Source organism: Glaciimonas soli, assembly GCF_009497155.1.
GTDB lineage: Bacteria > Pseudomonadota > Gammaproteobacteria > Burkholderiales > Burkholderiaceae_D > Glaciimonas > Glaciimonas soli.
In genome coordinates this window covers 338,024-363,415 of record NZ_WINI01000007.1, presented here as the reverse complement: position 1 = coordinate 363,415, position 25,392 = coordinate 338,024, and the positions used below count along the sequence as shown (strand labels likewise).

Annotated in this window: 23 protein-coding genes; 6 read left to right on the top strand and 17 right to left on the bottom strand. The window is 47.7% G+C overall.

What is annotated here, in order from left to right; all coding sequences use genetic code 11:
- Window positions 1–78: 78 nt before the first annotated feature.
- A complete protein-coding gene (murJ, locus tag GEV47_RS13890) occupies window positions 79–1,638 on the bottom strand; it encodes a murein biosynthesis integral membrane protein MurJ (protein ID WP_153235349.1) in 1,560 nt (519 codons plus the stop codon).
- A 339-nt stretch (window positions 1,639–1,977) separates the two neighbouring features.
- Between murJ and rpsT the strand changes: the two genes are divergently transcribed.
- Window positions 1,978–2,250, top strand: a complete 273-nt coding sequence (rpsT, locus tag GEV47_RS13885) for a 30S ribosomal protein S20 (RefSeq protein WP_153235348.1) — start codon at window positions 1,978–1,980, stop codon at window positions 2,248–2,250.
- 129 nt (window positions 2,251–2,379) lie between these two features.
- Here rpsT and GEV47_RS13880 read toward each other — a convergent pair whose 3' ends face one another.
- The 3 genes from GEV47_RS13880 to GEV47_RS13870 all read right to left on the bottom strand — a co-directional run bounded on the left by GEV47_RS13880 (window position 2,380) and on the right by GEV47_RS13870 (window position 3,979).
- Entirely contained in the window at window positions 2,380–2,850 is a 471-nt protein-coding gene (locus tag GEV47_RS13880; RefSeq protein ID WP_153235347.1) for a DUF192 domain-containing protein, read from the bottom strand.
- 149 nt (window positions 2,851–2,999) lie between these two features.
- On the bottom strand, window positions 3,000–3,272 hold the full coding sequence (locus tag GEV47_RS13875) for a hypothetical protein (protein WP_153235346.1): 273 nt from the start codon (window positions 3,270–3,272) through the stop codon (window positions 3,000–3,002).
- Between the two features lie 143 nt (window positions 3,273–3,415).
- Complete coding sequence (locus tag GEV47_RS13870) at window positions 3,416–3,979, bottom strand: pseudouridine synthase (protein WP_153235345.1); 564 nt, start codon at window positions 3,977–3,979, stop codon at window positions 3,416–3,418.
- Window positions 3,980–4,274: 295 nt separating this feature from the next.
- On the opposite strand from GEV47_RS13870, the gene icd reads away from it, so the two are divergent.
- Entirely contained in the window at window positions 4,275–5,528 is a 1,254-nt protein-coding gene (icd, locus tag GEV47_RS13865) for an NADP-dependent isocitrate dehydrogenase (protein ID WP_153235344.1), read from the top strand.
- Window positions 5,529–5,660: 132 nt separating this feature from the next.
- Here the strand turns inward: icd and GEV47_RS13860 are convergent, their stop codons facing one another.
- The gene (locus GEV47_RS13860; RefSeq protein WP_153235343.1) at window positions 5,661–5,864 is read right to left on the bottom strand and encodes a cold-shock protein; all 204 of its coding nucleotides are present in this window, start codon (window positions 5,862–5,864) and stop codon (window positions 5,661–5,663) included.
- A 559-nt stretch (window positions 5,865–6,423) separates the two neighbouring features.
- On the opposite strand from GEV47_RS13860, the gene clpS reads away from it, so the two are divergent.
- Window positions 6,424–6,732 carry an ATP-dependent Clp protease adapter ClpS gene (clpS, locus tag GEV47_RS13855; RefSeq protein ID WP_153235342.1) on the top strand — a complete coding sequence of 103 codons (309 nt, stop codon included), beginning with the start codon at window positions 6,424–6,426 and terminating at the stop codon, window positions 6,730–6,732.
- On the top strand, window positions 6,729–9,029 hold the full coding sequence (clpA, locus tag GEV47_RS13850) for an ATP-dependent Clp protease ATP-binding subunit ClpA (protein WP_153235341.1): 2,301 nt from the start codon (window positions 6,729–6,731) through the stop codon (window positions 9,027–9,029). The genes clpS and clpA overlap by 4 nt, the downstream gene beginning before the upstream one ends.
- Window positions 9,030–9,146: 117 nt before the next feature.
- Here clpA and GEV47_RS13845 read toward each other — a convergent pair whose 3' ends face one another.
- From GEV47_RS13845 to GEV47_RS13815, 7 genes are all read right to left on the bottom strand, one after another.
- Window positions 9,147–10,226: a M48 family metallopeptidase gene (locus tag GEV47_RS13845; protein ID WP_153235340.1), complete on the bottom strand. Its 1,080-nt coding sequence runs from the start codon at window positions 10,224–10,226 to the stop codon at window positions 9,147–9,149.
- 11 nt (window positions 10,227–10,237) lie between these two features.
- Window positions 10,238–10,687 carry a dUTP diphosphatase gene (gene dut, locus GEV47_RS13840; protein WP_153235339.1) on the bottom strand — a complete coding sequence of 150 codons (450 nt, stop codon included), beginning with the start codon at window positions 10,685–10,687 and terminating at the stop codon, window positions 10,238–10,240.
- An 11-nt stretch (window positions 10,688–10,698) separates the two neighbouring features.
- Window positions 10,699–11,916, bottom strand: coding sequence for a bifunctional phosphopantothenoylcysteine decarboxylase/phosphopantothenate--cysteine ligase CoaBC (gene coaBC / locus GEV47_RS13835; RefSeq protein ID WP_153235338.1), 1,218 nt, complete (start codon window positions 11,914–11,916; stop codon window positions 10,699–10,701).
- A 45-nt stretch (window positions 11,917–11,961) separates the two neighbouring features.
- Window positions 11,962–12,471, bottom strand: a complete 510-nt coding sequence (gene lspA / locus GEV47_RS13830; RefSeq protein WP_153235337.1) for a signal peptidase II — start codon at window positions 12,469–12,471, stop codon at window positions 11,962–11,964.
- Window positions 12,472–12,555: 84 nt separating this feature from the next.
- The gene (ileS, locus tag GEV47_RS13825; RefSeq protein WP_153235336.1) at window positions 12,556–15,453 is read right to left on the bottom strand and encodes an isoleucine--tRNA ligase; all 2,898 of its coding nucleotides are present in this window, start codon (window positions 15,451–15,453) and stop codon (window positions 12,556–12,558) included.
- A 123-nt stretch (window positions 15,454–15,576) separates the two neighbouring features.
- Complete coding sequence (locus tag GEV47_RS13820) at window positions 15,577–16,554, bottom strand: bifunctional riboflavin kinase/FAD synthetase (protein WP_153235335.1); 978 nt, start codon at window positions 16,552–16,554, stop codon at window positions 15,577–15,579.
- Between the two features lie 179 nt (window positions 16,555–16,733).
- Window positions 16,734–17,210, bottom strand: coding sequence for a YidB family protein (locus GEV47_RS13815; protein WP_153235334.1), 477 nt, complete (start codon window positions 17,208–17,210; stop codon window positions 16,734–16,736).
- A gap of 440 nt (window positions 17,211–17,650) precedes the next feature.
- Between GEV47_RS13815 and GEV47_RS13810 the strand changes: the two genes are divergently transcribed.
- Window positions 17,651–19,684, top strand: a complete 2,034-nt coding sequence (locus GEV47_RS13810; RefSeq protein WP_153235333.1) for a prolyl oligopeptidase family serine peptidase — start codon at window positions 17,651–17,653, stop codon at window positions 19,682–19,684.
- A 103-nt stretch (window positions 19,685–19,787) separates the two neighbouring features.
- Here the strand turns inward: GEV47_RS13810 and GEV47_RS13805 are convergent, their stop codons facing one another.
- The 5 genes from GEV47_RS13805 to yjgA all read right to left on the bottom strand — a co-directional run bounded on the left by GEV47_RS13805 (window position 19,788) and on the right by yjgA (window position 23,710).
- Window positions 19,788–20,408 carry a lipid-binding SYLF domain-containing protein gene (locus GEV47_RS13805; protein WP_153235332.1) on the bottom strand — a complete coding sequence of 207 codons (621 nt, stop codon included), beginning with the start codon at window positions 20,406–20,408 and terminating at the stop codon, window positions 19,788–19,790.
- 241 nt (window positions 20,409–20,649) lie between these two features.
- A complete protein-coding gene (locus GEV47_RS13800) occupies window positions 20,650–21,324 on the bottom strand; it encodes an alpha/beta hydrolase (protein ID WP_153235331.1) in 675 nt (224 codons plus the stop codon).
- A gap of 74 nt (window positions 21,325–21,398) precedes the next feature.
- Complete coding sequence (locus GEV47_RS13795; RefSeq protein ID WP_153235330.1) at window positions 21,399–22,415, bottom strand: TRAP transporter substrate-binding protein; 1,017 nt, start codon at window positions 22,413–22,415, stop codon at window positions 21,399–21,401.
- Window positions 22,416–22,461: 46 nt separating this feature from the next.
- On the bottom strand, window positions 22,462–23,076 hold the full coding sequence (mog, locus tag GEV47_RS13790) for a molybdopterin adenylyltransferase (RefSeq protein WP_153235329.1): 615 nt from the start codon (window positions 23,074–23,076) through the stop codon (window positions 22,462–22,464).
- Window positions 23,063–23,710 carry a ribosome biogenesis factor YjgA gene (gene yjgA, locus GEV47_RS13785; protein WP_153235328.1) on the bottom strand — a complete coding sequence of 216 codons (648 nt, stop codon included), beginning with the start codon at window positions 23,708–23,710 and terminating at the stop codon, window positions 23,063–23,065. Before yjgA ends, mog begins: the two co-directional genes overlap by 14 nt.
- A gap of 260 nt (window positions 23,711–23,970) precedes the next feature.
- Between yjgA and pmbA the strand changes: the two genes are divergently transcribed.
- Entirely contained in the window at window positions 23,971–25,335 is a 1,365-nt protein-coding gene (gene pmbA, locus GEV47_RS13780) for a metalloprotease PmbA (protein ID WP_153235327.1), read from the top strand.
- Window positions 25,336–25,392 lie beyond the last annotated feature (57 nt).

Below are 25,392 nucleotides of genomic sequence, written 5' to 3'. Positions count from 1 at the left end.
AGAAGCAGCATCTGCACAAAGCTAAAACGCCCGGCATTGCCGGGCGTTTTACGTAAACTCTCTATCAACTTTATGTCATTAACGTGCAATGCGTTTGAAGTCGCGAAAGCGGAAGCCCATGGCTAACAATGCACCGAAATACACCACGCCGCAGGCCGCCATCACGGCAGCCAACGCGAGTACGCGTTGTAGTGGATGTGCATGCATAGCCACCCAGTCAAATTGCGAAGAGCTCCACAAGGCGACGGCGGCAAGTAAGGCGAGGGCGCCTGACAGACGAATCAGATAAATTCCCCAGCCTTTTTCGGGTTTGTAAATCCCGCGACGCAGCAAGCTCCATAGCAAAAAGCCAGCGTTTAAACAGGCGCCGATACTGATAGACAAAGCCAGGCCGGCGACGGCGAAAATAGGCACAAAAATATAGTTCATGGTTTGTGTGGCAATTAGTACACCGATGGCAATTTTGACCGGAGTGCGGATATCTTGTTTTGCATAAAAACCCGGTGCCAGAATTTTGACCACAATCAAGCCTATCAAGCCAACACCGTAACAAATCAAGATTTTGCTGGTCATGGCGACCGACGTTGCATCGAATTTTCCGTTTTGGAATAAGGTCGCTGTCAATGGTGTGGACAAGGTCGCTAATCCCACTGCAGAGGGCAAGGCCAGCAGAAAAGTTAAACGTAGGCCCCAATCGAGTAAGGATGAGTATTCCTCTTTGTCACCGTCGGTATTGGCTTTGGATAAGCTCGGCAGCAATATGGTGCCTAGTGCGACGCCGAGCAGAGCGGTAGGGAACTCCATCAAGCGGTCCGCATAGGCTAGCCAGGAGACGCTACCCTGTGTCAGGCGCGAGGCGATATTCATATTCACCATCAAACTAATCTGGGCGGCGGAGACGGCAAATACCGCAGGTCCCATTTTCTTCAGGATGCGGCGCACGCCAAGATCGCTAAAGCTCATCGCTGGATTCAGGGCAATACGTGGCAGCATGCCGATTTTGATCAGAGCAGGAATCTGCAGCGCGACTTGCATGACACCGCCGACAAACACCGCACATGCCATTGCATACATCGCATACATAGGCTGTTTTATAAACGGCACAACGCAGAGTGAAGTAGTGATGAAGGCGACATTGAGCAGAACAGACGTGAACGCGGGAATTTTAAATTCGCGCCAGGTATTCAAGATACCACCTGCTAACGCCACAAACGACATGAAGCCAATATATGGAAACATAATCCGCGTCATCACCACGGAAGCATGGAAGGCCTCAGGATTGTTTTTGAAGCCTGTAGCGATGAAATAGATCAGTATTGGCGTGCCTAATATACCCACCAGGCAGGTGACTAGCATGGCCCATGTCATGACCGTGGCAACATGGTCAACCAGTTCTTTCGTTGCGACATCGCCTTTCTGGTTCTTGTATTCGGCCAAAATGGGCACAAAGGCTTGAGAGAAGGCCCCTTCCGCGAATAATCGACGCAGCAGATTGGGGATGCGGAAAGCGATATTGAAGGCGTCGGTATAGGCAGAAGCGCCAAAGGCACGTGCGAATAAGATTTCGCGGGCAAGGCCCGCTATGCGCGACAACATGGTCATGCCAGAGACGGTGGCAAGCGTTTTATGCAAGTTCATGGAGCGGGATTATAGCTGTTAGTATGCTGCTTACCGTTGATGTTCGTCTGATAGAAACAGTTGCTTACAAACAGTTGTTAAAAACAAGTTTCTATGCGTACAAAAATAGCATTACGACTACATGTTTCTGTTTTTATATTGCAATTGGGTAAAATGTTGCTGAGAAACTGCAAGAAAACAGCAGGAATTATGTTGAAAGCAAGATTGATTTGCTCAATGTGCGGAAAGTCGTTATAATCCGTGGCTTTACAGAATTCTCAATGCTATTTGATGCGGTCTGATGTTTTTGCCGCGTAAGCTTAGAAAATATTCACGATCTCGTTATTAGGAAATAATTACATGGCAAATACCGCACAAGCACGTAAGCGCGCACGTCAAGCAGTCGTTCAAAACCTGCACAACTCCAGTCAACGTTCGACTTTGCGTACAGCGATCAAAGCTGCTCGTAAAGCAATCGCTGGTGGTGACAAAGCCGCTGCTGCTATCGTTTTACAAAACTCCGTATCGACTATCGATCGCATCGCGGACAAGAAAATCATTCACAAGAACAAAGCTGCTCGTCATAAGAGCCGTTTAGCTGCTGCCTTGAAATCATTGTCATTAGCTGCTTAATTCTTGTTCATCGCTAGATCACTTGGCTGTATTGCCTGGTTGAGCTAGCGCTGTTGTAGGATAAAAAAAGCCTGCATAACTTCGGTTATGCAGGCTTTTTTGTTTTGGGTCTCAGATTTGTTAAGGCAATTATTTGGGTATGCCTTCAATGACGGTATTGGCCTTTACATTATTCTTCTTGAACCAGCCCTCATTCATTTCCAGTGCATATAGTGCAGCCCCTTGCGCGCAATGTGAATCCAGGGTTTGCGCTTTCATTTCTTCAATGTTGAGTATCTTCCCATTGGCATCAATGAAGGCTACCGAGAGTGGGATCAAGGTATTTTTCATCCACATGCAATAACCATTCGGCTGATCGAAAATAAACACCATCCCTTCGTTAGCGCCCATTTTTTTGCGAAACATCAATCCTTGTTCGCGTTGCGCATCCGATTTGGCCACTTCGGCTTGAATTACGCGGATACCAATATTTAACGGCGTAGTCGGGAGTTTTTGCACTTCCTGCGCAGATGCAAAGTTCGGCGCAAAGGCGAGGGCGGAAACAATGGTGGCAGTTGCTACTGCGATCGTTGTACTGGCAAATGGTCGTTGTATATTCATGTTGAGGGCATCCTTAAGAAAAAAAGATGATAGCAGAGGTGTTGGTGCCGGAGGGAGTTGGTGCTGTTCAGATACAACTTAGATACAAAATTGCAGGCGATAAAAAAGGCAGGACGCGCCTGCCTTTTTTATCAAACAATAATACAGAATTACTTAGCAGCAGGAGCGGCTGGAGCAGCTGCATCAGTTGCGGCTGGAGCAGCGTCTGCCTTAGGAGCAGCTTTTTTAGCCGCTTTTTTGTGGTGATGTTTTTTTGCAGGAGCTTTTTTAGCAGCAGGAGCAGCTGCAGCTGGGGCTTCAGCAGCAGGAGCAGTAACCGCAGCAGCTGGAGCTGCAGCAGGAGCGGCAGGAGCAGCGGCGCCAGCAGCGAAAACTGAAGTTGCGAACAAAGTAGCGACCAAAGCAGCGATTAATTTTGACATGATAAATTCCTTGAATGAGTTGTATGAATTCAGTAATGATTCATTTGAATCACTGTCATTAACGATGGGATAAACAATGCGTTGACACGTTTTTTAAATTTTCTATTCAATATAAATATTTATTTATCCGTGAAAATTCAAGGCTACATATTCATCAACTCTGACGGCGCAATTTCACGCGACTCACCAGGCCATAACGGATGAGTGGCTAATGAAATTTTTCCGATCGAAATTCTGATCAAGCGCAGAGTTGGCAGGCCAACGGCTGCCGTCATTCTGCGCACCTGACGATTTTTCCCTTCAATTATTGTGATTGCCAGCCAACTAGTCGGCTGGGACAGGCGTTCGCGTATAGGCGGTGTGCGTGGCCATAGCCAATCGGGCTCCTGAACTTGGTGCACTTCACAAGGGAGAGTAGTGAAGTCCCCTAAATCAAGGCCGTTGCGCAATTGCATCAACATAGCTTTATTGGGGACGCCGTCGACTTGCGCTAAATAAGTTTTTGGTTGTTTGAGTGTCGGATGACTAATGTTGTGCTGCAACTTCCCGTCATCGGTCAGTAATAATAGGCCCTCGCTATCGGCATCCAACCGTCCCGCAGGATAAATGTCGGGAATTGTTATGTAATCGGCCAAAGTTTCGCGTGTGGCGTGCGAAGAAAATTGGCACATGACCTGAAAGGGCTTATTGAATAGGATAAGAGGCATAAGTATTCTCAAAAAACTGTTTCTACGTTGCTACGCCCGCCTTGTCGTACAAATCGTACTGCCTGTGTCGGGACGCCTAGTCTAAACAGTTTTTTGAGGAACGCTTGCCGTAGTGTCGCAAAAACATAGCGTCTAGTAAAATACTAGTGCATAATACGAAATCACTGTCTTATGTCTTATATAAGACTAGCCATGTGACCTTATACACGCAATAGCGATTGCCTTATACGGGAGGCGCAGATTAAGCGCCTGACATGTAAGGCTATCTTCTCGCTTTAACTCCGGAGATACATCAATGTCCCAACACATCAAAGTGCCTGCAGAAGGCAAAAAAATCACAGTCAATGCTGATTATTCGATCAATGTTCCAGACAACCCAATTATTCCTTACATCGAAGGTGACGGTACTGGTGTAGACATCAGCCCAGTCATGATCAAGGTAGTTGATGCAGCCGTTGCTAAAGCGTATGGCGGCAAGAAAAAAATTAGCTGGATGGAAGTGTATGCCGGTGAAAAATCGACTAACGTTTACGGTCCAGACGTTTGGTTGCCTGCAGAAACTTTGGCAGCGATCAAAGATTATGTAGTCTCAATCAAAGGCCCATTGACTACACCGGTTGGCGGCGGGATTCGTTCGTTGAACGTGGCACTGCGTCAAGAATTGGATTTGTATGTCTGCCTGCGCCCAGTACGTTATTTCAAAGGCGTTCCTTCGCCAGTGCGTGAGCCAGAAAAAACTGATATGGTGATTTTCCGTGAAAACTCGGAAGACATCTATGCGGGTATCGAGTGGCAAGAAGGTACTGATGGCGCTAAAAAACTGATCAAATTCCTGATCGAAGAAATGGGCGTTAAAAAGATCCGTTTCCCAGAAACTTCAGGTATTGGTGTTAAGCCAGTATCGCGCGAAGGTACTGAGCGTCTGGTGCGTAAAGCGATTCAATACGCGATCGACAATGACAAGCCTTCAGTGACCATCGTGCACAAAGGCAACATCATGAAATTCACCGAAGGTGGTTTCCGTGATTGGGCTTATGCATTGGCACAAAAAGAATTTGGTGCCGAATTGATTGACGGTGGTCCATGGATGAAATTTAAGAATCCAAAAACTGGCCGCGAAATTATCGTTAAAGATTCAATCGCTGATGCATTTTTACAACAAATCTTGTTGCGTCCAAATGAATATAGCGTAATTGCAACACTCAATTTGAACGGCGACTACATTTCTGACGCCTTGGCAGCGCAAGTTGGCGGTATCGGTATTGCTCCGGGCGCAAACTTATCTGATTCTGTTGCCATGTTCGAAGCAACGCACGGCACTGCACCAAAATATGCTGGTAAAGACTATGTGAACCCAGGTTCACTGATTTTGTCAGCTGAAATGATGTTGCGTCATATGGGCTGGTTGGAAGCGGCTGATTTGATCATTGAATCTATGCAGAAGTCGATTTCATCGAAAAAAGTTACTTACGATTTCGCCCGTCTGATGGAAGGTGCAACGCAGGTTTCTTGCTCTGGCTTTGGCGACGTATTGATAGAAAATATGTAATATTTGCAGGCAATAGCCCGCAAGCAAAAAAGCCAGAACTTAGTTCTGGCTTTTTTTATGTGCGTCCAATAAAAAAGTCCCAAGAGACGGGACTTTTTGCAAACGCAACCTAATTAGTGTGATGACAAATAATTAAGGAGCTTTGATGCCAGAAGCTTGCTTGCCTTTAGGGCCTTGCGTGACTTCGAACTGTACTTTTTGACCTTCTTTAAGCGTCTTGAAGCCGTTCATTTCGATTGCTGAAAAGTGTGCAAACAAATCTTCACCACCATCATCTGGAGTGATAAAGCCGAAGCCTTTAGAATCGTTGAACCACTTGACTGTACCTGTTGCCATAAAATGCGTCTTTCCAATAATGACTAATCACACGAGCTGTAAAAGCCAGAAGCTTCTCGTAATGCTGCCTCCACCTCAACTTGCCCACTTCTATTGATCTGAACATCCCCCATCAATAGATACTTACCATTCTTCTCGTTCAAAAAAGAAATGTCAAGTAATTTCCAAGTGGAAATTAAGATATCTAATTTGATCATGCATTTCTTGATTGGATGGCCCTTGAATTATGTCGTTATATCGTCATCTGTGTCATCAGAGCATTACAACAAGAAAACGCGTACTATTAAATACATTGGATTTAAGTATTCAGAAAACTGTTTATACGTTGTTGCTCTTCTTGGTTATCCTTACAGGTGGGACTTAGTGCCCGTAAGCACAATCAGTTACGCAGGCGAAGTGCATGCAGTTAATTTACCTGCTACAGCAGCCGTGCTGCCTGCGTCGGAGCGCCTGGTCTAAACAGTTTTTTGTAAGCACCAATTAAAAAAATAATTTAGCAGTACGCATTTATTTAACAGTATTTAACAGTACATCAGTTTGAACGTTCTAAAATAACCGTATGGGAACTAAGCACGAAGAAGGAACGGTGGTGACGCGACAGGAGCAAAAGCTCAAGCCGCCGCCTATGTATATGGTGCTTTTGTTGAATGATGATTTCACACCGATGGAGTTTGTTGTTGCGGTGATACAAGAGTACTTCAACAAAGATCGAGAAACTGCAACACAAATTATGTTGAAGGTGCATCGTGATGGAAAAGGGCTGTGTGGTGTGTTTTCGAAAGATATCGCATCAACAAAGGTCGAATTGGTATTAACGCACGCGCGAAAAGCAGGGCATCCCCTGCAATGCGTGATGGAGGAAGCATGATTGCGCAGGAACTAGAAGTAAGTTTGCACATGGCTTTTGTCGAAGCGCGGCAAGCGCGACACGAGTTTATTACGGTTGAGCATTTGCTCTTGGCGCTGCTGGATAATCCATCGGCGGCAGAGGTTTTGCGTGCATGTGCAGCCAATATTGATGATATGCGCAAGACGCTAACAATTTTCATCGGCGACAACACGCCCACTGTGCCGGGCACCAATGAGGTTGATACGCAGCCGACACTGGGTTTTCAGCGCGTGATTCAACGCGCCATTATGCACGTACAGTCAGCATCGAATGGCAAAAAAGAAGTGACTGGCGCCAATGTGCTGGTCGCCATTTTCGGCGAAAAAGATTCGCATGCGGTGTATTACCTGCATCAGCAGGGTGTAACACGTCTGGATGTCGTTAATTACATCTCGCATGGCGTGCGTAAAGATCAGGTTAGCGAAACACAGAAATCGTCGGATGGCGGTGAAGATGCGCCGATGGACGGACAGCAAAAAGAAAGTCCACTCGATCAATTCACGCAAAATCTGAACAAATTAGCGATTGAAGGAAAGATCGATCCGCTGATTGGTCGTGAGTTTGAAGTAGAGCGCGTGATTCAAACTTTATGCCGCCGCCGTAAAAATAACCCATTATTGGTGGGTGAGGCTGGTGTCGGTAAAACGGCCATTGCTGAAGGTTTGGCATGGCGGATTACCCAAGGCGAAGTGCCGGAAATTTTGCAAAATGCGGTGGTGTATTCGCTTGACATGGGCGCGTTATTGGCTGGTACCAAATACCGTGGCGATTTTGAACAGCGTCTGAAAGCGGTGCTTAAGCAGTTGAAAGATAACGTCAACGGTGTTTTGTTCATCGATGAAATTCACACCATCATCGGCGCTGGCTCTGCTTCCGGTGGCACTTTGGATGCGTCGAATTTGCTGAAACCGGCATTATCAAGTGGTCAGCTGAAATGTATCGGCGCCACCACTTATACGGAATTCCGCGGTGTGTTCGAGAAAGATCACGCGCTGTCACGTCGCTTCCAAAAGATCGATGTCAACGAGCCGACAGTGGAACAAACTGTGCAGATTTTGCGCGGTTTGAAGTCACGCTTTGAAGAGCATCATGGTATTAAATATTCTGCCATCGCGCTGACTACAGCGGCTGAGTTGGCTGCACGTTTTATCAATGACAGGCATTTGCCAGATAAGGCAATCGATGTGATTGATGAGGCCGGTGCTGCGCAACGCATTTTGCCCAAATCCAAGCAAAAGAAAACCATCGGTAAAACTGAAATCGAAGACATTATTGCCAAGATCGCGCGGATTCCACCGCAGTCCGTTAATCAGGACGATCGCAGCAAATTGCAAACCATCGACAGGGATTTGCGAAATGTGGTGTTTGGTCAAGATCCGGCGATCGATGCTTTGGCATCGGCCATCAAAATGGCGCGCGCCGGATTAGGGAAAACGGATAAGCCTATCGGTTCTTTCCTGTTCTCTGGTCCTACTGGAGTAGGTAAAACAGAAGTCGCAAAGCAACTGGCTTTTATTCTTGGCATTGATTTGATTCGTTTCGATATGTCGGAATACATGGAGCGTCACGCGGTCAGTCGTTTGATCGGTGCGCCGCCGGGTTATGTCGGTTTTGATCAAGGTGGATTGTTGACCGAGGCGATTACCAAAAAACCACATGCGGTATTGTTGCTAGATGAAATTGAAAAAGCGCATCCGGATATTTTCAATATTTTGCTGCAGGTTATGGATCACGGTACGCTGACAGACAACAATGGGCGTAAGGCGGATTTCCGAAATGTGATCATCATCATGACCACTAATGCGGGTGCAGAAAGTCTGCAAAAACGCACCATCGGCTTCACTGAGAAAAAAGAAGCCGGCGATGAGATGGCCGATATTAAACGGATGTTTACACCAGAGTTCCGTAACCGGATTGACTCCATCATCAGTTTCCGTGCTTTGGATGAAGACGTCATCTTGCGTGTGGTGGATAAATTCCTGATGCAATTGGAAGAACAATTGCATGAGAAAAAAGTTGAAGCAGTTTTCACTGAGAATTTACGTAAATTCCTGGCGAAAAAAGGCTTTGATCCACTGATGGGTGCGCGACCAATGGCGCGTTTGATTCAAGACATGATACGCAAAGCGTTGGCCGACGAACTGTTGTTTGGAAAGCTGGTAAGTGGTGGTCGTGTCACGGTTGATCTGGATGAACAGGATCAGGTCAAGCTGGAATTTCCACCTAAAGATTCTGCCAAACCTGCCGCATCACCAGAAACGGTTGAAGTTGAATAATTTGTTGTAAACGATATTATCAACATTTCAAGTTAAAAAGCCCGAGTCACGCAAGTGACTCGGGCTTTTGTTTGGCAGGTTCGGAAGGTATTGCGCTTTTCCGAATCAACACTAGCATTACGGGGTTAAAGTAACCCCGGCGGCTTGTTTTGCATTAATTTCAGCGACAGTCTTTTGTATCATGTCGATCCTCGCTGCAACCGCTGGGTGAATCGCGGTATGGCCATTCGGTATGGTGGCAGGGTATTGCGTTGCCAGGCGTTGCCAAAATATTGCTGCGGTGTCGACGCTGTAACCAGCGCGTGCCACCATATACAGCGACAACTTGTCGGCAGCCACGTCCAGTTGTGCCGGATAAGGTTTTACACCAGCACTACCGGCCAATGCATCGGTATCAGGGTGCACACGAATCAGATTATCGATGATGCCGCTCATGGTTCCTGTCATGCGTTGTTTGACAGGATGCGTGAGGGTGTTATGCGCCATTTCACGAGCAATGACCAAGGCCAGTTCGTCGTCATTCTGAATAAAATTCATCATGCCAGCAGTCACCAGGACGCGTCGGCCATCAGCAAAGGAATTGACGTTCTTGGTATTGCCAAGTTCTATGCCAAACGCACAAGCGCGCGTCAATGGCACATCGATGGTGAGATTTTGACCTTTACGAATCAATCCAAGTTTGATGAGTTCATGGCGATTGACCAGAGGCCCCAGCATCATTGCAGCTTGTCGCTCGGCATTCTCGCCTTGTGGCACAGGCTTACCTTGAATCGTTGCTAACAAATCGCCTGATTTGATTCCAGCTTGCTCAGCGCCGCTCCCGGCCAAGACACCGGTCACTTGCAACTGATCGCTCAAGCCTAGTGCAGATGCCGCATCAACCAATTCCGGTGAAAAAGAATATTTTGTTTTGGCCGTGAAGCCCAATAGATTGCGTGCATTGTTGCGGCACAACTCAGCATTGTTAACTAACAGCGGCGCTGCCACGGTATATAAACGATTTTGCTGCGCGATGAGAGCCTTCAGCTCAGCCTGTTGCGGATTGATAGGGGCGCTTTGGCGCGGGACTAGTCTAGTGACTGCGGGACCGGTGATATTTTTACCTGGTTCTTGCGTAGCACATGCGGCTAAAAATATCAGCGGCAAAACAATGGCGCAACGCTTGAAACCTAGTTTGACGTTCAATTTTTGAGTCATTGAGATCCCCATTAATGCTTCCCAGTACTGCCAAAACCGCCAGCACCGCGTTCGCTGCTACCGAATTCTGACACCACATTAAAGCCGACACGCATGACGGGGACGACGATCAGTTGTGCTAACCGCTCCATTGGATTGAGTACGAATTCAGTCTCGCCACGGTTCCAGGTCGATACCATCAGCTGTCCTTGATAATCCGAATCAATCAGGCCCACTAAATTACCTAAAACGATGCCGTGCTTATGACCGAGACCACTGCGTGGCAAAATCATCGCTGCGTAAGCTGGATCGCCGATGTGGATGGAAAGGCCAGTCGGAATTAAATGTGTTTCACCTGGTTTGATCGTCAGTGGCGCATCAAGGCAAGCGCGTAAATCCAGTCCGGCACTACCTTCTGTGGCATAAGCTGGTAATTGATCTTGCATACGTGGATCGAGAATTTTGACGTCTATGGTTTTCATGAATGGTTAGCTTAGTGTGATGTTTTTGTAATGCGCTTGGCAATTTCAGCAACTAATTGGCGTGCCAATTGCAATTTGCCAGCGCGAGGAAAACTGGTATGTCCTTCGACGTCGAACAGAACAAATTGGTTCTCATCGTTACCAAAAGTTTCATGTCCAATATTGCCAACTAATAAAGGGACATTTTTCTTTAGCCGTTTTGCTTCAGCGTATTGCAATAAATTTTCAGATTCTGCTGCAAAACCGACGCAATAGGGAGCAGATGGTAGTGCTGCGACTGTTGCCAAAATATCCGGATTTTGTTCAAACGATAATGCGGGTGCACTGCCATCGGGATTCTTTTTCAGCTTTTGTTCGCTGGCGTTGGTGACGCGCCAATCGGCAACTGCAGCGACCGCGACAAAGATATCTTGTCCTGCAATCTTTGATAAAACGGCATCATGCATTTGCTGCGCACTGAGTACGTTGATACGTTGGACGCCGTAAGGTGCAGCGAGGGCAGTTTGGCCGGAAATCAACATCACCTCTGCACCGGCTTCGCGTGCTGCACGGGCAATTGCGTAACCCATTTTTCCGGAAGACAGGTTGGTGATGCCGCGAACCGGGTCAATCGCCTCAAAAGTCGGGCCGGCGGTTAATAACAAGCGTTTGCCGCGCAAGACTTTGGTCTGAAACGAGGCAATGATTTCTTCTAGCAGCTGCGCAGGCTCCAGCATGCGTCCCATGCCAACTTCACCGCATGCTTGCTCTCCTGCATCGGGACCGAGTAAAGCAATGCCATCAGCTTGTAATTGTTTAACATTGCGTTGCGTAGCGGGGTTTTGCCACATCTCGACATTCATCGCAGGTGCGATCAATAGTGGCATGCTGGCAGGTCGCGCCAGGCACAAGGTAGAAAGCAGATCGTCGCACACGCCGCGTGCCAGCTTGGACATAAAATCCGCAGAGCAGGGGGCGATCACAATCGCATCAGCATGCGTATCGCCGTGACGCGACAGATCAATATGCGGCATGTTGTTGTCGACACGAGCGTCCCACTGATCAAAAAAAACCGGCTTACCAGACAGCGCTTGCATGGTCACTGCTGTGATGAATTGTGTCGCTGCCTGGGTCATTACCACCTGTACCGACGCGCCTGCTTTGATCAAGGCCCGCGTTAATTCCGCCGCCTTATAACAGGCGATGCCACCGGTGAGCCCGAGTATTATTTTTTTGCCAGCGAGATCCATGTTTTCTCCTATTGCCGCTGCAGCCGTACTTAATTGACTGCGCGCTTACTTTTTCACGCGTCGCAGTTCGTCCAGTATAAACAATATTGCGCCGATACAAATTGCGCTATCGGCGATATTGAAAGCGGGCCAATGCGCGCGGCCAATGTGGAAGTCCAGAAAATCAATCACGTGTCCATAAGCGATGCGATCTGTCACATTGCCAATGGCACCGCCGAGTATCAACGACAGCGCCCAGCAAAACATGCGCTGACCAGCGTGACGCATCAGCAAGTAAATAATAAAGATTGCGGCGCCAATACCGATGGCAGTAAACAAATAACGTTGCCAGCCAGATGCCGCGCCAAGAAAGCTGAATGCCGCTCCCGGGTTATAGATCAACACTAAATTAAAGAAGTCGGTAATCGGACGCGATTCGCCGTAGGTAAACAAACGTGTGATGGTGACTTTGGATAACTGATCAGCCAACAGAACAATGGCGGCAATACCGAGCCAAGGCAGCAGGGCGGGAGTGGAAGAAGAACGGGGAGGGCTGGAACGTTTTTTAGTAGCCATAGTTATATGTGTAAGTGATGTTGCCGCATTAATTACATGCTTTTCTCCTCTCGCTCGCAAGCGAGCAAGAGGAGTTATTTGTTGTTAAGCAAAACGTCGTTCTTCGCCGCGACCGAACAAGTTCGCTACGCAACGACCGCACAAACCGGCATGTTCTGCATGCTGACCAACATCGGCACGATAATGCCAGCAACGTTCGCATTTTGGCTGCGTTGATGGCGTCACAACGATGGCTTGTTCCGCTTCGCTTGCCACCTGCGTAACGGTAGCGCCCGAAGTGATCATCACGAATTTCAGGTCGTCTTCAAGGCTACTCAGCAATGCAAATTTATCTGCAGTCGCTTTGATTTCGATTTCAGCCTGTAACGACGAGCCGATATTGCCGGCAGTACGCACTTCTTCTAACTGTTTAGTGACGTCGGTGCGAATGCTGCGTAACGCATCAAATTTAGCGATTAATGCAACGCCATTGTCGATCTCTGGCAAGCTGTAAAAGGTTTGCGTGAAAATGGTTTCATCGCTGGCGGCAAAAGCTTCTTTGCTAGCGAAGAACGCCCAAGCTTCTTCGGCAGTAAATGACAAGGTTGGTGCGATCAGACGCAACAAGGCTTGCGTGATATGCCACATCGCAGTTTGTGCCGAACGACGCGCGTGTGATGTGACACCGCTGGTATATAAGCGATCTTTTAAGATATCCAGATAGAAACCGCCCAAGTCTTCTGAGCAGTACATCTGCAATTTCGAAATCACGGGATGGAATTCGTAATCTTCATAGTGCTGCAAGACATCTGTTTGCAGTTGCGTCATGCTGGCAATTGCATAACGATCGATTTCCAATAATTCATTGATCGCGACCGCATCTTTGGCTGCATCGAAATCCGAGGTATTCGCCAGCAAAAAGCGCAAAGTGTTACGGATACGGCGATAGGTTTCTGTGACGCGTTTCAGAATTTCATCAGAAACGGTTATTTCCCCGGTGTAATCGCTGGAAGCCACCCACAAGCGCAAAATTTCCGCACCCAAGGTATTTGATACTTTCTGCGGTTCGATACCATTGCCCAATGATTTGGACATTTTCCGGCCTTCGCCGTCAACCACAAAACCATGTGTAAGCAAGGCTTTGTAAGGCGCGCATCCATTTAACATGGACGAAGTGAGCAGCGAAGAATGGAACCAGCCGCGATGTTGATCCGAACCTTCCAGATATAAATCGGCCGGGAAGCTATTTAACTGCTCTTTGTGCGAGCCACGCATCACGGTTTGATGGGTACAGCCAGAATCAAACCAGACATCCAGTGTGTCTTTGTTTTTGATATACATGTCTGCTTCGTCGCCCAGCAAATCTTTAGGCTCAATCGCTTGCCATGCTTCGATGCCCGATTTTTCGATTAACTTTGCTACTTGCTCCAGCAATTCAGGTGTGCGTGGATGCAATTCACCCGTTTCTTTATGGATGAAGAACGCCATCGGCACGCCCCATTGACGTTGACGTGACAAAGTCCAGTCAGGGCGATTGGCGATCATGCCATGCAGACGCGCTTTACCCCAGGTCGGGAAAAAGCTGGTTTCGTCGATCGCCTTTAAAGCAGTGGTGCGCAGACTATCACCACTGTCTTTTGGCGCGTTATCCATGCTGGCAAACCATTGCGAAGTGGCGCGATAAATGATCGGTGTTTTATGGCGCCAGCAATGCATATAACTATGATCAAACATCACCAGTTTGAACATGGAACCAACTTCTTCCAACTTGCTGCAGATCGGTTTGGATGCTTCCCAGATTGTCATGCCGTTAAACAACGGCAGCCATGAAGCATAGCGACCATCAGCCATCACCGGACTGATGATGTCTTCATCCTTCATGCCGTGCGCTTTGCAAGAGATAAAGTCTTCGATACCGTAAGCAGGAGCAGAGTGAACAATACCCGTACCGCTGTCGGCGGCGACATAATCGCCCAGATAAATCGGCGACAAGCGGTCATAACCTTTGTCGACGCTAGACAACGGATGTTTGAAATTGATCGACGACAAAGCCGCACCGGTACAAGTGGCGATAACGCTGCCTTCCATGCCATAGCGTTGCAAACAGTCAGCCACCAAATCTTGTGCCAGTATCAATAGCAGTGGCTCGCCATTACGCGTGGTTTGCACCAGTGCATAGATGATCTCAGGATGCACATTCAACGCTTGATTTGACGGAATGGTCCACGGCGTGGTGGTCCAGATGACGATATAACCTTGATCGGTTGGCAATTTGGCTAAACCGAAAGCTGCGGCGAGTTTTTCCGGTTCAGCAAACGGGAAGCCAACGTCGATAGACGGATCGCGTTTGTCTTGATATTCCACCTCCGCTTCTGCCAGTGCAGAGGCGCAATCAAAGCACCAGTTGACCGGTTTCAAACCGCGATAGACATAGCCTTTTTCCAGAATAGTACCCAGTACGCGCAACTCATCGGCTTCATTGCTGAAGTTCATGGTTTTGTAGGGATTATCCCATTCACCGAGAACACCAAGACGGATGAAATCAGTGCGTTGCAGGTCGATTTGCGTCTCAGCATAAGCACGTGCTTTGGCTTGCACTTCTGCGACAGGCAAATTTTTGCCGTATTTCTTTTCGATTTGGATTTCGATTGGCATCCCATGACAATCCCAACCCGGTACGTATGGCGCGTCAAAGCCCGACAGTGTGCGTGCTTTGATGATCATGTCTTTGAGAATTTTGTTGACCGCGTGACCAAGATGGATGGCGGCATTGGCATACGGCGGGCCGTCATGCAGAATGAATTTTGGGCGGCCTTTTGCAGCCTTACGAATCCGCTCGTATACCTTTTTTTCTTGCCATTCTTTGATCCATTGTGGTTCGCGTTTTGCTAAATCGCCACGCATAGGAAATGGCGTTTCGATCATGTTGACCGGATATTTACTTTGCGGCTTAGCTTCTTTGGCCGGTTTAGCTGTTTTAGGTGGCGTATTCTGATCGGACATAATTTTCTTTGTTTAAAATCAGTATGTTGACTGAGTGGTGAATGCGGTACTGCGTTTTGTGCCGATATATACCTTCAAAGACACACGCAGAAATTAGGGGAGAAAGAGCGGCTAACAGCCGCTTCAAATTCGATCTGTCGCAGAAATTGCTATGCTGCCTTGCTGCCGGAAATACGCACGTGCCTGGTCGACATCACGATTGATCGCAGCAGTTAACGTCGGCAAATCGACAAATTTTTCTTCATCGCGCAACTTGTGCAAAAACTCAATTTGCACCAGCTTGCCATAGCTATTACCGCTGTAATCCAAAACAAATGTCTCGAGTAACACGCGGCCGCTGTCATCTACGGTTGGACGGGTACCGATACTGGCGACGGCAGGTAAGGGGTGATCTGCCAAACCGTGCACTTGCACCACGAAGATACCGGACAATGCCGGGTGTTTATGTGGAACCCGCAGGTTCAGTGTCGGAAAACCGATAGTGCGCCCCAATTTCTGACCGTGCACCACATGACCAGAAATCGAATAAGCGTGACCGAGCAAGCTGTGTGCCTGGGCAAAATCACCTTTTGCCAATGCGGCACGGACTGCTGATGACGAAACGCGTTCACCGTCATTCAATACATTCGGCAAAGTATGCACCTGAAAGCCATATTTTTTACCAGCTTCGATCAAGGTTGCGACATTGCCAGCGCGACGTGCGCCAAAGCAAAAATCTTCGCCAACCATCAACCACTTAACGTGTAAACCTTGTACCAATATTTTTTCAATAAATTCTTGCGGAGACAGCGACGAAAAATGCGCGTTGAAATGTTCAACGATGACACGATCTATTCCTGCTTGTGCCAGCGCATTCAATTTGTCGCGCAGATTGGCAACGCGGGTTGGCAGATTGACCGGATGCTTGGACTGCTGCGCAAAAAATTCGCGCGGATGCGGTTCGAAAGTCATCACGGCTGCATCTATCCCCAATTCGGTCGCGGCTTTGCGTACGTGCGACAGCAATACTTGATGACCGCGATGGACGCCGTCAAAGTTACCGATGGTCAGTGCGCAAGGCGCACGTGACACAGCATTAGGAAGTCCGCGAAATACCTTCATAGAGGAATGATAAGAATACTATTTGCAAAACCTTAGATTATAAAGCCATTCGGGGCTTAGGCTGTGTTTAGTGGCGCAATGAAATCAAGGAAAGATGCTTAGAAATGTTGGCTAAATAAAAAATCGCCCGAAAGGGCGATTTTGATAACAAAATGATCAGTGTATTTTTTACATTGACATCAAGCTTGTTTATTGCCGCCCAAAAAGCCAGATAGTAAATTCCCCAACCCACCTAAGTCAGGTAGTGCTGCGCCAGCTGCTGGAACCTCACCATTTGGTGTCAAATGATTAATTGCACCCGGTAAAATTTCTGCCAAATGACCTGATACCGCTTCAGGAGTGATGCCAGCTGATTGTGCTAATTGTTGCAATAAAGGTGAAGAGCCCAATGCTGCATGGATTTGATCTGCAGAAACCGGGAGATTTGCACCGTTGCCAACCCATGATTTGACCTGGTCGCCCAGTCCGCTGGCTTCCAGTTGGCCCAGAATCGCGCCAATTCCACCACCCGCAGCGGCTGTGCCAGCAGCTTGCTGGCCGCTGAATGCGTTCAATAAGCCACTTACTATTGCTGCTTTTGGATCATTTGCCTGGCCTTGTTGCCCGCCCAATAGTCCGCCAGCTAATTGACCTAATACGCCGTCTAATAATCCCATGATTTTCTCCTGTATAAAATTGCTAATAAATTCGAATAAAAAATTAAACACCAGCCAAAGGCGACTTGTTCTGTCAATGTACATACCAGTCTGATAATTCATCTTACAACGCAGAAATAAGTTTGAATAGTTGCGACATGGAAAAATATGTAGGCAGTTGTCATCGCCGCATCACATTATGCTGTTACATGATGCGCCGAATTAGAATTTTTTACCGCCACAATGTTAAGGAATGTTAACGCGGAAAATTAAAGCGTATTAACTCGCGGTTGCCACGAGCGCGTCGCCAAACGTAGTTACGCAGTTTACCGGCGCAGCAATGCCAAAATTCAGTCGGGCGATGTGTGTTTGATGAGTATTAAAAAATTTCCACGAAGAAATTGATTGCTACAATAAGCGCACATTTTTTCCCGATAAAAATTATTCGTTGGTGACTGCATATGGCATTTTTAAATTTACAAAGAATCAGTTGTTGCATTCCGATTTTGCTGTTTTCATTGCTTGCAACTACGCCGTCAACGGTAGTTTACGCCAACACCAGTACGGCCACTTCACTTCCCAGCGTCGAAAGTTTTTTTGAGTACCCGGCGATGAGCAGCGTTGCTTTGTCTCCGAATGGCCGTAACGTGGCGATGTTAGTGGCGGACAAAGAGGGCAAGCTGCGGCTGGGCGTTATGGATGTGGTGGAGCGCAAACCTAAGGTGCTTGCCAGTCTTGATGATGCTGATGTTAGCCAGTTCCATTGGGTGAATAATGACCGACTGGTGTTTAGCGCTGGTGATCATACGATAGGGCAGGGGAATCAGCAGGGCGGGCCTGGTTTATACGCGATTGATCTCGATGGTAAAAATTTCCGGCAATTGGTGGATCGCAGTGCTTCGATGCTAACGGGTAGAAATTCCAATGTGCAAGGTATTTTGCCGTTCAATACTATTTTTTATACGACCGACGCTAAAAAAGATAGCGATGATATTTATGTTCTGCAATTAGGTACGCGCAATAATCTGGTGAATGATAGTCACCGTCAGCCAGCAAATTTATTGCGTTTGAATACCAGAACGGGTCATGCAACGATTATTGATCGCCCCGGTTTTACCACCGGCTGGATCATGGATCAGCAAGGCGAGCCGCGAGTAGCAACGACGGAAGATGGCGATATTGCTTCGGTATTTTATAAAGATACGAGCGATGAGAAATGGCGCAAACTGGCTTCATTCAATATTTTGTCGAATGGATTTATACCTGAATTTATTGGCCCGGATGGCGTTTTATATGTACGTTCGCATAATGGCGGCGATAAAGAATCTTTATATCGCTATGACTTAAGCAAAAATGCGATTGACCCGACGCCAGTGGTGTCGCTGAAAGGTTACGACTATGCGGGCTCGGTGGTCTATAACGACAAAAAATTCCTTGGTGTGCATTATGAAACTGATGCAGACGACACGCTGTGGTTTGACAAAGATATGCAAACGATGCAGCAGCAGGTCAACGCATTGTTACCGGGCACAGTCAATCGTATCAATGTTGCGCGCAGATCAGAAACGCCATATGTATTGGTGACATCATTTTCTGACGTGTTGCCGAGTACCTTTTTTCTATATGACAGTGCCGCGCAAAAATTGATACTACTCGGGCGGACGATGCCGCATATCGATCCGCAGCAAATGGCGACTAAAGACATGGTGCATTACAAGGCACGCGATGGTTTGGATATTCCGGCGTATTTGACTTTGCCGAATGTGGCAAAAGGCAAAGACAAGAAAAATCTTCCATTGGTCGTATTGGTGCACGGCGGTCCTTGGGTGCGTGGCGGTGATTGGCGTTGGAGCCGTGAAGTGCAGTTTTTAGCATCGCGAGGTTATGCGGTACTGGAACCGGAATATCGCGGTAGCATGGGTTTTGGCTGGAAGCATTTCCACGCAGGCTGGAAACAATGGGGTTTGGCGATGCAAGATGATGTCGCCGATGGTACCAAGTGGGCGATTGCGCAAGGCATCGCCGATCCAAAACGGATTTGCATCGCGGGTGCCAGCTATGGCGGCTATGCTACTTTGATGGGCCTGATCAATGATCCAAAATTGTATAAGTGTGGTTTTGAATGGGTGGGCGTGACGGATATTAATCTGATGTACAACGTGACGTGGAGTGACGCGTCCGATGAATCGAAGAAATATGGAACGCCGGTTTTGGTGGGGGATCAGGTAAAAGACGCTGCTCAGTTGAAAGCCACTTCACCACTGGAAAATGCCGCAAGGATTACGCAACCATTGCTGATGGCTTATGGTGGTTCTGATGTGCGCGTACCACAAATTCATGGCAGCAAATTTTATGATGCGGTCAAAGCTAATAATCCAAATGTGGAGTGGATCACCTATCCAGAAGAAGGACACGGCTGGCGCTTGATGAAAAATAACGTGGATTTCTGGACGCGGGTTGAAAAATTCCTGGATAAAAATATTGGCGCGCAGTGATCGTATCGTCGTAGCTGTATATATCGTGGCGCGAGGAAATTTGATCTGACAGTATCAACGGATAACTGCCAGATCAAATCGCGATTACAGTAAAAATAATGTGTTAATCAGGTGTATTGAGCTGAGCATCTGGTTTGTACATTACTCCACCCCAGTTTGCTTGCAGTAAGACACCTTGATCAGTGAATTGATAAACCGAAAGATTAGGATCAAAGGAGATGCTGCCATCCAAAGCAGAACCACCTTTACCATCTATCTTTGCTGTGGCATCGGCTGATGCGCTGACATCTGCACCGATTGAACGAAATTTTTCAAGTAATTTTTTGCTCTTGAAAATCACAACTTGTCGATAAGTTTTGTAACCGACTCCTGGACCCGTGCCAATTTTATCCAGACTCATATAGGTGTTTTGGCCGCTATCGTTGTCAACTAAAACACCATCCCCAAGTGAGCCTAATACCAATAAGACGTTGACTTGTCGGCCTTCAAATACGCCGTATCCTGCTGCTTGTTGCAGTTCATTTTTTGTTTCTGGTTTTTGTGTATAAAGCTGAGCGAGAGTGTCATCTCTCACTTTTAAGATGGCTGCACGTTTTTGGTCTTTTTGCGCTGCAGTCAACGTTGGCTGAGTTGGTGTGAGCGCGTCGATAGACGATCCTATGGTGCTGCAACCAGATAGCGTAATTGAGATGCTGAGTAAGAGTAATGATTTGTTTATTTTCATTTCTGATCTCTCTGTTATGTTGGTATAGGTGCCAGCTGGTGTGCAATTGCCTTAATATAAATAATTGTATTTTGAAAAAGTATATACCGATTAAGAAATTTGAAAGGTAGTTAAGTGAGGGACTCCCTCTATTGAAAGAGGGCATCCACGCCATTAAAATCTGTCGAAATTGAAAATTACAGACCTCAATGTGTCATTGATAGGGTATGTGCGTTGCGCACTACGCCCTATTTGAAAATACCTATGCGGCAGCCAAAACGCTACGCAACCATTTGCCAATATCGCCCACTTCGTCAGCACACACCGAATGCGGCATCATGTATTCATGCCATTCAATCTGATATCCAAGCTGCTTTAGCAAGTCGCGCGATTTTTCTGCGCGATCAAGCACAACAACTGGATCCATTCGACCATGTGCCATAAAAATAGGCGTGTCTTGATTGGCGACGTTGCGTTCGGCAGCTATTTTGTCTGACAGCGGTAAATAGCCGGACAAACACATCAAGCCAGCCAATTTTTCCGGATGACGCAAACCAATTTGCAAGGCCATCGCACAACCTTGAGAAAAACCAGCGATGATAATTTTATCGGCCGCGATGCCGCGTGCGCGTTCTTGTGCAATCAATGCTTCAATCTGTGTTTGCGATTTGCGCAATCCAGCTTCGTCTTCGCGTTGGATCAAATCTCCGGAACGAATGTCATACCAGGCTGGCATTACGTAACCATTATTGATGGTCACCGGCATGGTCGGCGCATCAGGGAAAATAAAGCGGATACCTGGGCAACCAGTTAAATCGAGTTCTTTTACGATTGGTACAAAATCGGAACCATCAGCGCCAAGACCGTGCATCCAGATAACACTGGCGGTGGGAGATGATGAGGTCGTGATTTCGGTGGTGTGGAGGAGTGTGGTCATGGTGTGAGTGGTTTTGACAGGATTGAAATACGTTGTTGATTGGTGGATGCTGGTTTATTGCCAAGATGTAGCGCTCAATTGTCTTTGAGTTTGTTCTTAATACAGGATCCCACAATATCGGTAGCATTGATTTTTTGCCGCCAGTTCGATATTTGCGTACGCGCGGCATTGCGCAGACTATCTTGTATCTCAGGCGCAGGTGTCAGATTCAGCGACACGTCATGCTCGCGCATACGCGTGTAATTGGCCTTGATGCGATCTTTGACGTTGTTCCATGAGGTTGCCGCTGTGCGCTTGGCGGCCTCGGTCAGTATTGCCTGCTGCTCCGGTTGCAACTGTTGCCAGACATCTTGATTAATAACGGTGTAACTAAGTGGTATGGAGTAGTTGATTGCAGTGAAATTTTTTAACTGTTCCCATAGTCGGTTACCAGCACCACCATCACCAGAGGACAGCACGGCATTCAGTTCTCCCGCAGCCAGCTTGGCTGGAACTGCCGAAAATGGCAGGTTAGCGCTATGTGCGCCAGCCAGTGCGAACACAGCGCGGCTATTCTCATCGTAGGTACGAATCTGCAGCGCCCGCAATGTCGCGGCATCAGTCATTGGTACCGAAGACCAGATGCCCGAAGGCGGCCAAGGGGTGATGTACAACAGATGCGCATTCAGTTTGAGCAGGTGTTGTTCTATCGTCGGTTGGGCGCAGTTCGCGAGTGCTCTTGCATCATCGAAATTGCTGACAGCGAACGGTAGTGAGGACAGCAGAAAGAGTGGATCATTGGCACCGATAATGCCGGAGAAAAGCGTCGCTATTTCGATTTTTCCTTCGCTGAGCGCATTAACTTGGGCATTGCCTTTGAACGGATTCTGATTTTCCTGTTCGGTGGTAATCGTCAATGTGTTTCCTGCCAATTGCTTGACGTTTGCTGCGAACTGCAAGTCGGCCACGGCAGTGATCGAGGTTGCCGGATATTCGTTAATCAGGCGCAGCGTCTGAGTTTGCGCTAGCAGCGGCGATGCCAGTGCTAGCGTCAAGATCGGCAGAAGTAAAGCTTGGGCAAGACGAGATTTAGAAATAGCTATTGGCAACATGTATGCTGTCTGCTGAATAGAGTGATGCGCGACGGGTTGAAAAGGATTATTTAGGTTTGATTGCCGACTTTGGTCGAAACACCTTACAAACCGCTTCGTTGGTTTCTATATACGGACCACCGATCAGGTCTATGCAATACGGAATGGCGGCGAAAATGCCAGCGATTTTTTGCTTGCCGTCGGTATCTTTCAAGCCTTCCAATGTTTCTTTGATCGCTTTGGGCTGACCCGGAAGATTCAGGATCAATGCCGCATGATCTGCTGTTTCGCGGATCACGGCAACCTGACGCGACAGAATCGCTGTTGGTACAAATTGCAAGCTGATTTGACGCATTTGCTCACCAAAGCCGGGCATTTCTTTGGTAGCGATGGCAAGTGTTGCTTCGGGCGTCACATCACGTCGTGCCGGACCTGTGCCGCCGGTGGTCAGCACTACATCACAATGCTGACCATCGACTAATTCGATCAAGGTTTTTTCGATGACATCACGTTCATCCGCAATCAAACGCGTTTCGATCTGCGAAGGCGTGGTGAGGGCGCTGGCTAACCATTCCTGCAAAGCCGGGATGCCTTGATCTTGATACACGCCAGTGCTGGCGCGATCAGAAATGGAGACTAAGCCGACTTTTAAAACACGCTCAATTGGATTAAGCATCGCCATATTGATCTTGTGCGTCGTTATCGTCTTGGGGATTATGATCTTCGAAATCATCATCGTCGTCATGATCGACATCATTATCGCCAGCGTCGGCCTTGGATTTTTGCAATTCTTTTAATAATTGGAAAATTTCGCGATAGGCTTTTGGCGGTTTGTTTTCAGCTTGTTCTTTACGAGCATTGCGTATCAACGTGCGTGTATGCTGCACATCCAGTTCAGGATGTTGTGCTAGTAGCAATGTTAATGCGCCATCATCCTTTAACAAACGATCGCGATGGCGTTCCAACGCATGCATATTGGCTGTGTCTGATTTAGATAAGCCTCTCCAGCTGTCTAGTGTTTTTTGGATTTCCGCGATTTCATGCGGTTCCAGCGTGCGCATTTTTTTACCGACATACTGGGTTTGGCGACGACGACCTTCGTGATCCTTGATTTGCTGGCACACGAGGATGGCTTCGCGCACGTCTTCTGGCATGGGAACGCGCTTGACGCGGTCACGCGATTCAGCGATAAGTTCTTCACCCAGCTTTTGTAGCGCAGTCATTTCACGCTTAAGTTGGGACTTTGAGGGACGTTCGTATTCTTGTTCAAACTCACTGGACTGAAAGCCGCAGGAGCCACGATTTGGATTTGGCATGATATTTATATGTGAGGACTTAAGCAGAGCGGTGACGGATAGGCCATTTAGTGCTCTTTACAGCGTATTTCAGAAAGAAAGTCATTAGTCTGAGATGGCAGTGCAGGCATAACCTTCGCCAATATCTACGGCATAAGGCCGTGAATATAAAGTGGCATATCCGTCACTGCTCTGCGTAACATCAGTAACTAAGGTGTAACTATTCTTGTAAACGACTGCTATGATAACCGTTTTACACGTTCTCTATAGAAAACCAGCTCATGAGCGCATCAGTATTTACATATAGTCAAGATCAATTACAGCAACTTTCTCAAGATGTTTTGCGCTACGCGCGAGAAAAAGGCGCGTCGCACGCCTCTGTCGATATCAGCGAAGGCAGTGGCCTTTCGGTGGCAGTGCGCAAGGGTAGCATCGAAACCATAGAACAAAATAAAGACAAAGGGATGGGCGTGACCGTCTATCTGGGAGAAGAAGGCCATACCCGACGCGGTAATGCCAGCACTTCTGACTTTTCCGCCAAAGCGTTGCAAGATACGGTTGAAGCCGCCTATAACATCGCTCGTTTCACGGCAGAGGATGACTGCGCTGGCCTGCCTGACGCTGACGATCTGGAAATGCATCCACGTGACTTTAAACTCTGTTCGCCCTGGTTGATTTCGGCCGAAGAAGCGGTGGAGTTGGCAAAACGTGGCGAAGCTGCTGCATTTGCAGTCGATAAGCGCATCACCAATAGCGAAGGTGCTGGCGTCTACGCGCAGCAATCGCATTTCATCAGCGCCAACACGCGTGGTTTCATGGGCGGTTACCCGTTCTCGCGTCATACGATTTCGGTAGCACCGATTGCCGGCAAAGGCAGCAAAATGCAGCGCGATGACTGGTACAGCTCGATGCGCGATCCGAAAAAACTGGCAAAGCCAGAAGCAATTGGTCGTTACGCTGCTGAGCGCGCTTTGGCGCGTTTGAACGCACGTCAGCTCGATACGCGTAAATGCCCGGTCCTGTTTGATGCGCCATTGGCTGCAGGCTTGTTGGGTGCATTTGTGCAAGCAGTGTCGGGTGGTGCGTTATATCGCAAATCGACTTTCTTGCTCGATAGTTTGGGCAAGACGGTATTTGCTCCACACATCCAGATTGTTGAAGATCCGCATGTGATCGGCGCGGTCGGTTCCGCACCATTCGATGACGAAGGCGTGAAGACGCATCAACGTGATGTGGTGAAAGACGGCGTGGTCCAAGGTTATTTCCTTTCTACTTATTCAGCGCGCAAGCTTGGCATGAAAACGACCGGTAACGCTGGTGGTTCACATAATCTGTCTATCACTTCTTCGCTGACCAAACCTGGCGATAACTTCAAAACAATGTTGAAGAAGCTGCACACTGGTTTGCTGGTTACCGAATTGATGGGGCAGGGCGTTAATTATGTGACTGGCGATTATTCACGTGGCGCATCTGGATTTTGGGTGGAAAACGGCGTGATTCAATATCCTGTAGAAGAAATTACCATCGCCGGCAATATGAAAGACATGCTGACGCAGATTGTTGCCATCGGCAGCGATACGCTGATTCGTGGTACCAAAGAGACTGGCTCGATTTTGATTGAGAGTATGACGGTGGCGGGTAATTAACTTTGTCAGATTGACTGCAAGATAGAAGCAAAAAAATGGTCATCGCCGGAATTTCCG

Coding starts and splice junctions, on each gene's coding strand:
- murJ (WP_153235349.1), bottom strand. CDS start 1,638: ATGAACTTGCATAAAACGCTTGCCACCGTCTCTGGCATGACCATGTTG.
- rpsT (WP_153235348.1), top strand. CDS start 1,978: ATGGCAAATACCGCACAAGCACGTAAGCGCGCACGTCAAGCAGTCGTT.
- GEV47_RS13880 (WP_153235347.1), bottom strand. CDS start 2,850: ATGAATATACAACGACCATTTGCCAGTACAACGATCGCAGTAGCAACT.
- GEV47_RS13875 (WP_153235346.1), bottom strand. CDS start 3,272: ATGTCAAAATTAATCGCTGCTTTGGTCGCTACTTTGTTCGCAACTTCA.
- GEV47_RS13870 (WP_153235345.1), bottom strand. CDS start 3,979: ATGCCTCTTATCCTATTCAATAAGCCCTTTCAGGTCATGTGCCAATTT.
- icd (WP_153235344.1), top strand. CDS start 4,275: ATGTCCCAACACATCAAAGTGCCTGCAGAAGGCAAAAAAATCACAGTC.
- GEV47_RS13860 (WP_153235343.1), bottom strand. CDS start 5,864: ATGGCAACAGGTACAGTCAAGTGGTTCAACGATTCTAAAGGCTTCGGC.
- clpS (WP_153235342.1), top strand. CDS start 6,424: ATGGGAACTAAGCACGAAGAAGGAACGGTGGTGACGCGACAGGAGCAA.
- clpA (WP_153235341.1), top strand. CDS start 6,729: ATGATTGCGCAGGAACTAGAAGTAAGTTTGCACATGGCTTTTGTCGAA.
- GEV47_RS13845 (WP_153235340.1), bottom strand. CDS start 10,226: ATGACTCAAAAATTGAACGTCAAACTAGGTTTCAAGCGTTGCGCCATT.
- dut (WP_153235339.1), bottom strand. CDS start 10,687: ATGAAAACCATAGACGTCAAAATTCTCGATCCACGTATGCAAGATCAA.
- coaBC (WP_153235338.1), bottom strand. CDS start 11,916: ATGGATCTCGCTGGCAAAAAAATAATACTCGGGCTCACCGGTGGCATC.
- lspA (WP_153235337.1), bottom strand. CDS start 12,471: ATGGCTACTAAAAAACGTTCCAGCCCTCCCCGTTCTTCTTCCACTCCC.
- ileS (WP_153235336.1), bottom strand. CDS start 15,453: ATGTCCGATCAGAATACGCCACCTAAAACAGCTAAACCGGCCAAAGAA.
- GEV47_RS13820 (WP_153235335.1), bottom strand. CDS start 16,554: ATGAAGGTATTTCGCGGACTTCCTAATGCTGTGTCACGTGCGCCTTGC.
- GEV47_RS13815 (WP_153235334.1), bottom strand. CDS start 17,210: ATGGGATTATTAGACGGCGTATTAGGTCAATTAGCTGGCGGACTATTG.
- GEV47_RS13810 (WP_153235333.1), top strand. CDS start 17,651: ATGGCATTTTTAAATTTACAAAGAATCAGTTGTTGCATTCCGATTTTG.
- GEV47_RS13805 (WP_153235332.1), bottom strand. CDS start 20,408: ATGAAAATAAACAAATCATTACTCTTACTCAGCATCTCAATTACGCTA.
- GEV47_RS13800 (WP_153235331.1), bottom strand. CDS start 21,324: ATGACCACACTCCTCCACACCACCGAAATCACGACCTCATCATCTCCC.
- GEV47_RS13795 (WP_153235330.1), bottom strand. CDS start 22,415: ATGTTGCCAATAGCTATTTCTAAATCTCGTCTTGCCCAAGCTTTACTT.
- mog (WP_153235329.1), bottom strand. CDS start 23,076: ATGGCGATGCTTAATCCAATTGAGCGTGTTTTAAAAGTCGGCTTAGTC.
- yjgA (WP_153235328.1), bottom strand. CDS start 23,710: ATGCCAAATCCAAATCGTGGCTCCTGCGGCTTTCAGTCCAGTGAGTTT.
- pmbA (WP_153235327.1), top strand. CDS start 23,971: ATGAGCGCATCAGTATTTACATATAGTCAAGATCAATTACAGCAACTT.